8 protein-coding genes are annotated in these 14,008 nt (G+C 40.5%); all 8 read left to right on the forward strand.

Features of this window, described 5'->3' with window-relative positions; translation table 11 throughout:
* Positions 1–27: 27 nt before the first annotated feature.
* From WAE64_RS00160 to WAE64_RS00195, 8 genes are read left to right on the forward strand one after another with little or no spacing between them, the layout of a single operon-like run.
* Complete coding sequence (locus tag WAE64_RS00160; RefSeq protein WP_340233066.1) at positions 28–1,398, forward strand: 3-keto-disaccharide hydrolase; 1,371 nt, start codon at positions 28–30, stop codon at positions 1,396–1,398.
* Between the two features lie 52 nt (positions 1,399–1,450).
* Complete coding sequence (locus WAE64_RS00165) at positions 1,451–3,157, forward strand: hypothetical protein (protein WP_340233068.1); 1,707 nt, start codon at positions 1,451–1,453, stop codon at positions 3,155–3,157.
* Positions 3,158–3,184: 27 nt separating this feature from the next.
* Positions 3,185–5,185: an NPCBM/NEW2 domain-containing protein gene (locus WAE64_RS00170; protein WP_340233070.1), complete on the forward strand. Its 2,001-nt coding sequence runs from the start codon at positions 3,185–3,187 to the stop codon at positions 5,183–5,185.
* A gap of 12 nt (positions 5,186–5,197) precedes the next feature.
* Positions 5,198–7,216, forward strand: coding sequence for an NPCBM/NEW2 domain-containing protein (locus WAE64_RS00175; protein ID WP_340233073.1), 2,019 nt, complete (start codon positions 5,198–5,200; stop codon positions 7,214–7,216).
* Positions 7,217–7,249: 33 nt separating this feature from the next.
* On the forward strand, positions 7,250–8,803 hold the full coding sequence (locus WAE64_RS00180; RefSeq protein ID WP_340233075.1) for a hypothetical protein: 1,554 nt from the start codon (positions 7,250–7,252) through the stop codon (positions 8,801–8,803).
* A gap of 26 nt (positions 8,804–8,829) precedes the next feature.
* Entirely contained in the window at positions 8,830–10,155 is a 1,326-nt protein-coding gene (locus WAE64_RS00185) for a Gfo/Idh/MocA family protein (protein WP_340233077.1), read from the forward strand.
* 48 nt (positions 10,156–10,203) lie between these two features.
* Entirely contained in the window at positions 10,204–12,471 is a 2,268-nt protein-coding gene (locus WAE64_RS00190) for an alpha-L-rhamnosidase-related protein (RefSeq protein ID WP_340233078.1), read from the forward strand.
* Between the two features lie 24 nt (positions 12,472–12,495).
* Complete coding sequence (locus WAE64_RS00195; RefSeq protein WP_340233079.1) at positions 12,496–14,007, forward strand: sulfatase family protein; 1,512 nt, start codon at positions 12,496–12,498, stop codon at positions 14,005–14,007.
* Position 14,008 lies beyond the last annotated feature (1 nt).

The raw sequence follows: 14,008 nt of genomic DNA on the forward strand, positions 1-14,008 counted from the left end.
TGAAAACATTCATTCAACCTAACCACTATGATAAATTCACGTAAAATAGCATTCTTCGGAATGCTATTTCTAAGCTTTGGCGCAGAAGCGCAATGGAAAGACCTTTTTAATGGAAAAGATTTGAAAGGTTGGATAAGACGAAACGGAGAAGCCGAATACAAAATAGAAAACCAGACTATTGTTGGCGTATCTCGTCAAAACACCGCTAACTCTTTTCTTTGTACCGAACAACTATACGGCGATTTTGTGCTGGAACTTGAAGCCAAAATTGATGTGGGTTTAAACTCAGGAATCCAGATAAGAAGCATAGCCGACCCATCCATTATGAATGGCCGTGTGCATGGCTATCAGGTTGAGATTGACACGTCTCCACGTGCATGGAGTGGGGGTATTTTTGATGAGTCGCGCGATGGTTGGTTATATCCGCTATCACTTAATCCGCAAGGACAAAAAGCATTCAGAAACGGGCAGTGGAACAAATATCATATAGAAGCCATCGGCAATACTATCAAAACCTGGGTAAATGGTGTACCATGCACAAACCTGCTCGACTCTCAAACAGCAAAAGGTATTATAGCGCTACAAGTGCATAAGATAAAAACAGCAGCACAAGAGGGCTTAACTGTGCAATGGAGAAACATCAGAATAGCCACCGAAAACCTGAAAGATGTAGTATGGAAAGGCGGCCAAGAAGCACCCGAAATAAATTACCTGCCTAATCAGCTTTCAGAAAGTGAAATACGAAAAGGCTGGAGATTACTCTGGGACGGCAAAACATCTACCGGATGGACAATAGCCAACGGAAAATCTTTCCCGAAAGAAGGCTGGCTGATGGAAGATGGCGTACTAAAAGTATTAGGCTCTAAAAAAGACAGTGTACGCAAAGGCGGAGACATACAAACAGCACAGGAGTTTTCAGACTTTGAGCTCGAATTAGACTTTAAGCTGGGCACAGGGGCTAATAGTGGTGTAAAATACTTTGTAGCAGACGACCCAAAACGCAAAGAGGGTACAGGTTTAGGCCCTGAATTTCAGCTTCTGGACGATAAAGAACACCCCGATGCTAAAGCTGGGGTAAATGGCAACAGAACAACGGCATCGTTGTATGACCTTATGACGTCTGAAAATCTCTCGGAAGGGACAAAAGACAAACGCATGAATCCGCCAGGGAAATGGAATAAGTTGCGAATTGTATCAAGAAACGGTCATGTAGAGCACTGGCTCAATAACCTTAAGGCGATAGAATATGACCGCTACTCTCAGATTTTCCGCAACTTGGTTGCCAAAAGCAAATACGTTACCTATCCGAATTTTGCACAAGCCAATGCAGGGCATATTCTATTACAAGACCACGGCAACGAAGTGCATTTCAGAAGTATTAAAATAAGAGAATTTTAAAACTAGGTACATCAACTTTGTCAGCAAACTCTTTTTGACTTATTACCCTACTATGAAACGACGCACATTTGTAAATACAGGCATACTTTCGGTTTGTTCAGTACCTTTCTTAAATCTTAAGGCTTATTCCACAAATGTTTCAACCAAGCCTGATTGGCTTGTAGAATGGATAAAAATAAACGAGCAACAATTACCCGGCTTCAAGTCGTTGAAAGTTACCAGTACTGCAAATAAGTATTTTGGTGGCTATACCGACCACGTAGAAATACCAAACCCGCATACAACGAGTAGCTTTATTCTTAAAGCATGTATGCTCATGTTTTGTCCTGAATCAGTCTATTACCAATCAAAAGACCTATTAAAAGAAGTCGAAGAAGCGGCTAATGCCATGCTTAAGTTTCAGCATAGCGATGGCACTATTGATTTGCTAGCTACCAATTTCCATTCAACGCCCGACACCGCTTTTATTTTAGAAAACATAGTTCCGGCCTATAAGTCTCTGAAACAATTGCCACTTAAAGGCACCGAAAAAGCCTTGTCAGCATTAGAAACTTTTATAAAAAAAGCAGGCGAAGGGCTCATTGTGGGTGGTATTCATACACCCAACCACCGTTGGGTAGTTTCGGCGGCACTCACTAAACTAAACGAACTGTTTCCTGACAAACGCTATCTTAATCGCATAGACCAATGGTTAGCTGAACATATAGATATTGACCCCGATGGGCAATACACCGAAAAAAGCACCAACAGTTATTCACCAATCGTTAACCGCTCGTTGATAATCATGGCGAGAGGTCTCGGTAAACCTGAATTATTAGAACCCGTTCTAAAAAACCTTGAGATGACACTCTATTACGTGCACCCCAACGGTGAGGTTGTTACTGAGGCCTCTAATCGCCAAGACAAAGGCACAATCGGCAATATGTCTAAATACTACTATTGCTACCGCTTTATGGCCTTACAAAAAAACAATGGTGAAATGGCCGCCATGTGCCGCCAAATTGAAAGAACAAGTACCAAAGAACAACTAGCAACGTATCTGGACTATTTTCTGGAAGACCCTAGCCTATGGCGAAGCCTCCCGGCAGATAAACCTCTGCCTACAAGCTATGCAAAAGCGTTTCCGTACTCGGGTTTAGTCAGAATCAGAAGAAACAATTGGGATACTACTATTCTATCTAACAACCCGGGATGGCTCACTTTCCATAAGGGCAATGCCGTTTTACAAGCTATGCGTGTAGCGGCTTCGTTCTTCGGCAAAGGTCAGTTTCAATCTGAAAAAATTGAACAAACAGGCAATACTTGGGTATTGAAAAAGCACCTTGAAGGCCCCTATTATCAGCCATTAGATAAAGACAAAATTTCGCCCGATGGTGATTTGGACAAAATGCCTCGCACATTACGCAAACAAAGCGAGGTTCAGCAGCTTGATACCACCGTAAAAATTCGGGAGGTGAATAATGGCATTGAAGTAGAAATAGACATAAGCGGAACCGATGAGGTACCTGTTTCACTTGAATTGATTTTCAGGGCAGGCGGTAATTTCACAGGAGTAGCCAAACATCCGACAAATGCCAACGCTTATCTTTTTTCAGAGCAGAAAGGCTCTTATTCGGTAGGCAATGATACCATCAATTTTTCATCAGGCCGAATCGAGCACAAAAATATTCAGCTACGTGGGGCACTACCTGCTTTAGATGCCCCAAGCGTTTACCTGACAGGTTTTACTCCGTTTAAACATACGATACGTTTCTCCTGACATCAGGCACAAATATTCAACCCTATTATGAACAAAAAAATAGTTTTACTATGTGTGTTGGCTTTGCTAAACACAGGTATTGTTGCGCAAAAAACAAAAGACGTCTGGCTAGATGATTTACCAATTAAATCATTTTCAGAGGGCATTCCGGCTGTACTTCCTAAAACAAATGCAGCAGGCGATTCTATGAAAATCAAAGGTATTTATTATATACATGGCGTAGGTGTAAATTCTACTAGTGTACTTGCATTTTACCTAAACGGCATGGCTACCGAGTTTTCGGCGACAGTTGGCGTAGACGACCGGGGTATAAAGAATTTGCCACATAAATTTTATGTAATAGGCGATAAGAAAATATTATTTGAGAGCGGCGAAATGCGATGGGGCGATACTCCTAAAGATGTAAACCTAAATGTGCAGGGTATAAAACAATTAGGCTTATTGGTATTGGTTGATATGGATATAAATAAAACATATTCTAATTGGGCCAATGCAAAATTCAAGATGAAAGACAATGCACTTCCGCAAACCTTACCTAATAGTAACGAAAAGTATATTCTGACACCTCTACCTGATAAAAAGCCTAAAATCAATTCAGCCAAAATATTTGGTGTGCGCCCCGGAAATCCGTTTTTATATACGATTGCCGCAAGTGGTGAGCAACCTATCTATTTTACAGTCGAAAACCTGCCTGAAGGTCTTTCAGTAAATCCCAAAACCGGAATTATCACTGGCCAACTTGGGCAAAAGGGCACTTATAAGGTAAATCTTAAGGCTAAAAACGCTGTTGGTGAAGCACAAAAAGAACTTAGAATAATAGTTGGTGATACCATTGCACTTACTCCCCCAATCGGATGGAATGGCTGGAATAGTTGGGCAAAAAATATTGACCGAGCAAAAGTAATAGCCTCGGCTGATGCCATGGTAAAAATGGGCTTAAGCCAACATGGCTGGACATACATTAATATAGATGATGCCTGGCAAGGGCAAAGAGGCGGCACGCTTAATGCTATTCAGCCCAACGAAAAATTCCCTAAATTTAAAGAGATGGTAGACTACATTCATGGCCTCGGCTTAAAGGTTGGCGTGTATTCTACACCTATGATTACAAGCTATGCTGGTTATATTGGTGGTTCTTCTGATTTTGAAAATGGCAAGATTACCGATTCAATCATCAATAATAAAAGGGCATTCCGCTATATTGGCAAATATAGATTTGAGCAAAACGACGCACATCAAATGGCTGCCTGGGGTGTTGATTACCTGAAATACGACTGGCGGATTGATGTAAATGCAGCCGAGCGAATGTCGGTTGCACTAAAAAACTCAGGCAGAGATATTGTTTACAGCATTTCAAACTCAGCACCTTTTTCGCATGCCAGCGATTGGGCACGATTAACCAACACATTCAGAACAGGGCCTGACATTCGTGACAGTTGGTTGAGCCTCTATCACTCGGCTTTTACTTTAGATAAATGGGCACCTTTTGGTGGCCGTGGGCATTGGCTAGACCCCGACATGATGATTCTGGGAAATGTTACCACTGGCTCGGCTCTACACCCTACCCGCCTAACGCCTGATGAGCAATACAGCCATGTAAGCCTCTTCAGCCTATTAGCTGCCCCTCTGTTAATTGGCTGCCCGATTGAACAATTAGATGCCTTTACACTAAACCTGCTTACAAACGATGAGGTAATTGAAATCAATCAAGACCCACTAGGTAAATCTGCTCGCTTGGTATCAGCAGAAAACGGCGTGCAAATCTGGCTCAAGCCATTAGAAGACGGCTCTTTTGCTCTTGGAATTTTCAATATTGCCGAATTCGGTAAAACACCTCAGTCTTATTTTCGGTGGGGCGACGAACAGCCCATCAATTATGCGCTTGAATTTAACAGAATCGGACTAAAGGGCAAATACAAACTCCGTGATGCATGGCAACAAAAAGACTTGGGCATTTTCGATAAATCCTTTCAGACTACTATTAATCATCACGGCGTAATACTATTAAAGGTATTTCCTGTAAAGTAAAATAGCAAAACCATGCATAAATTAAATAAGTATCTAAGCACTATTTTTATAATTCTGTCATTGGGGGTATCAGCTCAGACAAGTAAAACAGTCTGGCTCGATGATTTGCCCATACAGTCATACTCCGAAGGAATTCGCCCCGTTCAGGCCAAGAAAAACTATGCTATTGATACTTTGCGTATCAATGGACAAAGATTTTCACGTGGCTTGGGGGCGCAATCTCCCTGCGTATTAGCTTTTTTATTAAACGGAAAAGCTAAAAAATTTTCAGCGTTAATTGGTGTCGACGACCAAGGGAATAAAGAAATCCCTCTTACTTTTTATGTATTAGGTGACGGAAAAGTACTCTTTCAAAGCCCTGAAATGAGCATCGGAGATGCCCCTTTGCAGGTTGACGTAAACTTAACAGGTATTAAGCAGCTAGGGCTTCTGGTAACAGACAAAGTTGGAGGGATAAACAATAAAAGAACGTATTGTAACTGGATAAACGCCCAACTGGAAATGATTGGCAATAACAAGCCACAATATGTAACAAATACCGACAAGAAGTACATTTTAACCCCAAAACCATCAGCAAAGCCTAGAATTAACTCAGCGAAATTGTTTGGTGCAACACCTAACAATCCGTTTCTATACACTATTGCAGCTACTGGCCAGAAACCCATCCGTTTTTCGGTAGATAACTTGCCTGAAGGCTTAACAGTCGATGTCCAAACAGGCATAATAAGTGGTAGTATCAGTAACAAAGGCACATATAAAACCCTACTTAGAGCTCAGAATGCACTTGGTGAAGCAACAAAAGAATTAATTATACAGATTGGAGACACTATTGCGCTCACACCTCCTATTGGTTGGAATGGCTGGAATAGCTGGGAATCACATATTGATAGAGAAAAAGTTATGGCTTCGGCCGAAGCTATGGTAAAAACAGGCTTAAAAGACCATGGCTGGACTTACATTAATATTGATGATGCCTGGCAGGGGAAACGAGGTGGCGCCGATTATGCGCTTCAACCAAACGATAAATTCCCTGACATGAAAGGACTTTTTGACTACATTCATTCGCTTGGGTTAAAAGTTGGTTTGTATTCTACGCCTTATATTTCAAGCTATGGTGGGTATGTTGGAGCTTCTTCTGATTACGAAAAAGGAGGAGAAACCCACGAATCAATTATCGTAAACAGGCGCTCGTTTAATAGAATCGCCAAATACAGATTTGAAGAAATTGATGCCAGGCAAATGGCTGAATGGGGTACTGATTTTCTGAAATACGACTGGCGGATTGATGTAAATTCGGCTGAACGAATGAGTAATGCCCTAAAGCAGTCGGGGCGGGATATTGTCTTTAGTTTATCTAACAATGCTCCCTTCGAAAAAGTAAATGATTGGGTAAGAACTTCTAATATGTATAGAACAGGCCCCGATATTAAAGACAGTTGGACCAGCCTTTACCTTACTTCTTTTTCGCTTGATAAATGGGCTCCGTTTACAGGTCCGGGACATTGGGCAGACCCTGACATGATGATTGTTGGCAAGGTAGCTATTGGTTCTGTTATGCATGACACCCGTCTTACACCCGATGAACAATACAGTCATGTAAGCCTTTTTAGTCTTTTAGCTGCACCTTTATTAATTGGCTGCCCTATAGAGCAATTAGACGATTTCACACTCAATTTATTGTCGAACGATGAGGTAATAGAGATTAATCAAGACCCTTTAGGTAAAAGCGGACGCTTGGTATTGAATGAAAATGGGGTTGAGGTATGGCAAAAAACACTACAAGATGGCTCTTATGCAATCGGATTGTTTAATACTGATAATTTTGGTAAAACCCCACAGTCTTATTTTCATTGGGGGAACCAAAAGTCTAAACCTTTTAAGCTCGAGCTCAACAAAATCGGACTGAAAGGCAAATATATTATTCGTGATGTATGGCGGCAAAAAGATATAGGTACTTTCAGTCAATTTTTTAAAACCGAAATACGCCATCATGGTGTAGTTTTCTTACGTCTATTTCCGGCAACAAAATAGAACTACTAATTATAAGCATATAAACCTAAATCAATGCAAAAACAACTTATAATTAAGCTAGCAATAATACTTGGGTTATTGGGTTTTTCGTCAGCAAAAGCCCAGCAATCTGCTAGTGTATTTACACAAAAATACACATACCCAACTTTATCAGTTTATCAAAAAAAGCTTTTTAATACTTTTCTTGAAAACGAAATACCTGAAGGACTCAGCATTGAAAATACTTTAACCAATGAAGCAAGTTTAAGAACAAAAACACGTGTAGCCCAAGCTCTATTATTCAGAAATACCAAGGGAGATAAAGAAAACGCCACAGCTATTTTACAGTGGATTCTAAAAAATCAATATCAGGATGAAAGTTCGAAGCTTTATGGCATCTGGAAAACCTCTGTACTGCAAGATAGGTTTGACCAAAACTGGCGTGAATTTATTGGTTGTGATTTAATAATTATCCGCCATAAATTCGGTCATCTTTTACCGAAATCACTTATAGCCGAAATCGATCTGAGTCTTATCCATGCCGCTAAAGGTGCTTTCAAAAGAAATGTTGGTGCCGACTACACAAATATCTCTATTATGAGTGCTTTCCTGATGGAGTATGTAGGCACAGCATTTGGTATAGAATACCTCAAAAACGCAGGCATTGCTAAAGCACACGAAATTTTCAGGTTGTATCAAACCAACAAAACATTCAGCGAATATAATTCTCCGACCTACTATGGGGTAAGCCTCATTGGGCTTGCACTATGGCGAGAAATGGCTTTTTCAGAAGAATTACAAACCATGGGCAAAGCCCTCGAAAAAGACTTCTGGCACGAAATCGTTACCTTTTATAACCCTACCCTTAAAAATATGCCTGGGCCTCATTTCAGAGGCTACGGCATAGACATGACCAAGTATTTTTCTATAACAGGTATCTGGATTGCCCTAGCCTTAGACAAGCAGAGTCTGGCCCCCCTACCTCCTGAAAAAGGCCCTAAATATGGTGAAATGAGCAACCTTCCTACTATTCTTAATCTGGGATTGGCAATTCCGGCAAATGATTTAAAAGCCCTGCAATCGTTCTCAAAATCACAGTTCGTCAGCCGAGATGTACCCAACAATTATAAAGGAGATAGTATTAAAAAAGTAAGTGCTAGCATAAAAAAAGACTGGATGATGGGCGGCCTATGGGGCAACAAAAGAGTTTGGGAACAAATAAAAACAGGAGCTATCCACTGGCAAATGCCAAACGGTAATATAGGCTGGTTAGCAATTTTAGGAGATGGAAACACGAATATGAAAGTAACTGAAAATGTTATGTCTGTATATACCAATACTATGGTTTCTTCAAGCCTTGAAGTGCTTATTTATGCACCCAATACACCAAAAGAAACTTTCACCAAACAAGTGTGGGCTTTACCGGGCATAAAGCTAATTACCAAAACCTTGCTGAAAGTAAGCCAGATAGAACAGGTTTATCAACAAAATGCAGAAAAGAAGTATGCCATTGCCGACGATATACCTTATTTCTATAAAGTAGTTTATGAAATTCCTGCCAATTGGGATACAACCAAACCTGTAGTAGAAATCATACCTGAAAAATAATTTATTCAACCCTAAAATTTAAATATATGAGCTCTCGTAGAAATTTCATAAAAAATACAGCCACAGCTATTGGCGGCTTGGGGCTAATAGAATTGTTGCCATTAGAAGTACTTGCCTCAATCAGAAAAAAAGTTGCCCCAAGCGATAGAATCAATGTAGGATTGATTGGCGTAAAAAATCAAGGCTTCAACAATATAAGAGCGTTTTTGAAACTAAGTGAAATAAACCTCGTAGCGATTTGTGATGTAGACGAAGACCAGATAGCCAAGCGCAAGGCGGATTTAAGTAAAGCCGGATTCCCGAATCTTACGGTATATAAAGACTACCGCAAAATGCTGGAAGACAAAAATCTTGATGTGATAATAGTTGCTACCCCCGACCATTGGCATTGCTTGCAATTGGTTGACTCGCTTTCGGCAGGCAAACACGTATATGTTGAAAAACCAATAGCCAATTCGATTGGTGAGGCAAAAGCAATGGTGCGTGCTGTTGAAGCATCGGGCAAAGTGGTACAGGTAAACCAGTGGCAACGCAGCCAGAAGCACTTTAAAGATGCTGTAGCTTTTGTACACTCGGGTAAGCTAGGCACAATTATTAACACTAAAACCTGGATGTATCGTGGCACAACACCATTAGCGGCAGTTCCTAACAGCGCAACCCCTGCCGGAGTAGACTATGACTTATGGCTTGGCCCGGCAGCTAAACGCCCATTTAATAGCAATCGTTTTCATTATGAGTTCCGTTGGTTCTGGGATTACGCCGGAGGTTTGATGTGCGACTGGGGTGTTCACTTACTAGACATTATGCTTTGGGGAATGAATGCAAAAGAACCGCTTTCAGTTTCATCTGTCGGAGGAAAACGCATTCTTACCAATGATGCCCGCGAAACGCCCGATTACATAAATGTAATGTATGATTATGGTAATTTTACAAACACTTGGGAGCATTATATGGGCACTGGTGCAGGGCAATATGGCCGTGGGCACGGTATTGCATTTATAGGCACTAAAGGCACTTTGGTTGTAAGCCGCACGGGTTGGGAAGTAATACCCGAAAGAGAAGGACAAGGCTTTAGAATGGAGGCAGTGCCATTCATCGAGAAATCGGATATTGGCATGGATTTACACATTCAGAATTTTGTTGAGGTAATGAAAAACGGTAAACTAGACCAACTGGCTTGCCCGATTCATACAGGAGCTACAGTAGCCCTCAATGCACACATGGGTAATATTTCGTTGCGTAGCAGAGGGAAGATTAATTGGGATGCCGCCAAAGGAAAATTCGATAACAAAACCGCAAATGCTTTAATAAAACCAACCTATCATAATGGGTTTGTTTTTCCGAAGGTATAAATTAAGGGTGTGAAAGCACCCTATATCAATCCATTTTAGTTCATAATTATGAAGCATACGCTTTTAGGAATACTTTTCTCTTTAATGGTTTTTGAATCAAAAAGTCAGGCACCGTTTCGGTTGCGCTGCGACTTGCTACTCAATACCCATAAAGTGTATAAGAGTGGTATTCTCAGCCATGAGCCTCTCGAGTCGGCCATTAAGCAAAAACAACACTTACAGTTTGCCTTTGTAAGTAAAAAGCAACCGCATTTCAGTTGGGAGCTAGATAACTCGGTGAGTAAAATATCGGCTTATAGACTTCTTCTTGCTTCAGACAAAGAATTATTGAAACAGAACAAAGCTGATTTCTGGGACTCTAAAAAAGTTAATTCGAACAAAAACAAAGCGGTTTATCGTGGAAAGGCTTTAGAATCGGGCAATATTTACTATTGGAAAGTACAAATATGGGATGATAAAGGCCAAAGTTCGGGATTCTCAGAAGTATCCGCTTTTTATCTGGACGAACCCAATAAAGCTCAACCTTTTGCTCATCATCCCCTATCGGCCGAGATTCAGGAAGCTGTTCAGATTACAAAAACAAGCCCAAATGCATACTTTCTGGATTTTGGGAAAGATGCCTTGGGGCAATTGATACTTCGTTTAACGAGTCCTAAAAATGATTTTATCTGGATTGAAGTTGGGGAATCGATAGAACGTCCAAATGTTATTCATAAAAACCCTGGCCGTAATATTCGTTACCTGAAAATTCCTCTTTTGCTTAAATCAGGCACGCATGATTATCCAATTACTTGGCCTGCAAATGAGAAACGTAATAGCCGTAATCCGATTTTAATGCCTGATTATATTGGCGAGGTTTACCCTTTCAGATACGTAGCCATCCATAATTTTGAAGGCACTATTGATAAACAATCTGTCAAGAGAAAGATTGTCTTTTATCCTTTCGATGAAAACGCCTCACGTTTTGTATCGAGCGATACAGTACTTAATCAGGTTTGGGATTTATGTAAATACTCCATGAAAGCCACGAGTTTTATGGGTTATTATGTTGATGGAGACCGTGAACGAATTCCTTATGAAGCCGATGCACTTATTAATCAGCTATCGCATTATGCAGTAGATGCAGAATATAGTATCGGGCGACGCACTATGGATTACCTGATTTATAATCCGACCTGGCCTACTGAATGGAGTTTGCAAAATGTATTAATGGCTTGGAATGATTATCTATATACCGGAGAACCAACCTTACTAAAAAAATACTACAAAGACCTGCAAAACAAAATGTTAATACCATTGGCAGGCAAAGATGGTTTAATAAGTACCCGCACCAATAAGCAAACTGATGAGTTTCTGAAAAGCATTCATATCACCAAAACTTTCGACAAAAGGCGGGGTTTGCATGATAATGTAGATTGGCCCCAAACAGGAGACTATATCGGTAACGAAAAAGAATATAAAGGCGAAAGTGATGGCTTTGTTTTTAATACCTACAATGCGGTTATTAATGCTTATTACTACCGAAACCTGATTTTGATGCAAAAAATAGCTAATGTTGTAGGTAATAAAGCAGATGCGCTTACTTACGCAGCAAAAGCCAAAGTAGTGTATAGCTCTTTCCTGAAAACGTTTCAAGACCCTGCTTCAAGGCTCATAAAAGACGGCGACAGTACCAATCATACTTCTCTGCACGCCAATATGTTTGCCTTGGCATTTGGGCTCATTCCTGAAAAAGATGTAAACAAAGTAGTACAATTTATAAAAAGCCGAAAAATGGCTTGTAGCGTGTATGGCGCTCAGTTTCTTATGGAAGCTTTGTACGAAGCCAAAGAAGCAGACTACGCCCTTGAATTGCTTTCGTCAACTGCTCAACGAAGCTGGTATAACATGATTCGGGTAGGTTCAACCATTACGCTAGAAGCATGGGATAAAGTATATAAACCGAACCTTGATTTGAATCATGCATGGGGCGCTGCGCCTGCCAATATCATTGTAAAAAAACTCATGGGAGTTGAGCCTTTAAGCCCTGGCTTTGAAACTTTTCAGGTTAAGCCTCAACTCGGCAGATTGACCTTTGCCAATCTTAAAACGCCAACTATCAAAGGGGCTATTTTAGTTTTGTTCAAAAAAGACGCCACTTCTACCATTATGGAAGTTGTAGTGCCGGGAGCAACAAAAGCACAAATATACATACCCTTTGACGACAAAAAGCCTAACCTAAGTATCAATGGTCAACGCCGTACTTTGCCTAAAAAAGACGGCTATTTTGTAATGACCGATGCAAAATCGGGCACTTATACATTTGAATTAAAGTAAACTTGATTATAAACAGTTTTAACAATGAAGAAGAAATATTTATTAACTATACTCATTTGTTGGCAAATGCTCACAGTGGGATTTGCCCAAAAGCCCAATATCATTTATATATTAGCTGATGATTTAGGTATCGGAGATGTTTCTGCTTACAATCCGAATGGAAAAATACAAACCGAAAATATCGACAATCTTGCCAAATGTGGAGTTAAGTTTACTGATGCTCACACAACATCATCGGTATGTACGCCCACCCGTTATGGAATTATGACAGGACGGTATAATTGGCGAACAACCATGAAAAAAGGAGTTTTACATGGTTATGATACCCCTTTAATTGACCCTAAACGAGAAACGGTGGCATCGTTCCTACAAAAACAAGGCTATAAAACAGGCATAGTTGGTAAATGGCACTTGGGTTGGAACTGGGGCAACATTGAAGAAGGGCCAACAAAAGTAGATTTTTCGAAACAAGTGAGCAATGGCCCAAACGGCAATGGCTTCGATTACTCATTCTGTATTCCGGCATCGCTCGATATGCCGCCTTATGCCTATGTAGAAAATGGCTTTTGCACAGCTATTCCTAAAGATAGTTGTGAGGGCCGAAAAGGCATTGAGTTATTCAGGGCAGGGCTTAGTGCACCCGATTTCAAGCCAGAAGAAGTAATAGGTAAGTTTACCGAAAAAGCACTGAGTTTTATCAACCAAAATGCCAATAAAGACAAGCCATTCTTCTTGTATTTTCCGTTAGCAGCACCGCATACACCTATTTTACCTATTGGCGAGTTTTTAGGTAAGAGTAAGGTTTCGCCATACGGAGACTTTGTTTTAATGGTAGACGACGTAGTAAAACAAATTGTTGCTACGCTCAAGAAAAACGGTATTTATGATAATACCATAATCGTTTTCACTTCTGACAACGGCTTTGCCAATTCGGCCAATCTGCAAGCGCAATTATCTAAAGGGCACAATCCATCGATTGATTACAGGGGTCTGAAAACCGATATTTTTGAGGGTGGACATCGAGTACCTTTTATCGTTTCTTGGGGCAATGTTATAAAAAAAGGTAAAGTATCAGACAAACTACTGTGTAGCACCGATTTTTTCAGAACAGTGGCCGAACTGAACAATGCTCAACCGACAGATGATACTGCCGAAGACAGCTATAGTTTCTTGGGCGAAATAACCAATAAAAAATCTAATTTTGAGCAAAGGGCTTCGGTTATTCATCATTCTTCCAATGGCTTTTTTGCCATTAGAAAAGGCCATTGGAAACTGATTATGTGCTCGCATTCGGGTGGAAACGGCAAACCTAAAGCTGATAGCGAAGATGCCAGGGGGCTTCCGCCAATACAACTCTACAACCTCAAAAATGATATAGCTGAAACCCGAAATGTATATGCCGAACACCCCAAAATTGTGAAAGAATTAACAGATTTGCTAACTAAACATATACAAGAAGGCCGAAGCACAAAAGGCAAAATACAGGCCAACGATGGGCCTACACATTGGAGTCAACTAACATGGTTAGGCAAATAAT

Origin of the sequence: Emticicia soli, from assembly GCF_037860775.1 — a bacterium.
GTDB classification, from domain to species: Bacteria; Bacteroidota; Bacteroidia; order Cytophagales; family Spirosomataceae; genus Emticicia; species Emticicia soli.

Excerpts from the sequence above, each read along its gene's own strand:
- WAE64_RS00160 (WP_340233066.1), top strand. The coding sequence starts at position 28 with ATGATAAATTCACGTAAAATAGCATTCTTCGGAATGCTATTTCTAAGC.
- WAE64_RS00165 (WP_340233068.1), top strand. The coding sequence starts at position 1,451 with ATGAAACGACGCACATTTGTAAATACAGGCATACTTTCGGTTTGTTCA.
- WAE64_RS00170 (WP_340233070.1), top strand. The coding sequence starts at position 3,185 with ATGAACAAAAAAATAGTTTTACTATGTGTGTTGGCTTTGCTAAACACA.
- WAE64_RS00175 (WP_340233073.1), top strand. The coding sequence starts at position 5,198 with ATGCATAAATTAAATAAGTATCTAAGCACTATTTTTATAATTCTGTCA.
- WAE64_RS00180 (WP_340233075.1), top strand. The coding sequence starts at position 7,250 with ATGCAAAAACAACTTATAATTAAGCTAGCAATAATACTTGGGTTATTG.
- WAE64_RS00185 (WP_340233077.1), top strand. The coding sequence starts at position 8,830 with ATGAGCTCTCGTAGAAATTTCATAAAAAATACAGCCACAGCTATTGGC.
- WAE64_RS00190 (WP_340233078.1), top strand. The coding sequence starts at position 10,204 with ATGAAGCATACGCTTTTAGGAATACTTTTCTCTTTAATGGTTTTTGAA.
- WAE64_RS00195 (WP_340233079.1), top strand. The coding sequence starts at position 12,496 with ATGAAGAAGAAATATTTATTAACTATACTCATTTGTTGGCAAATGCTC.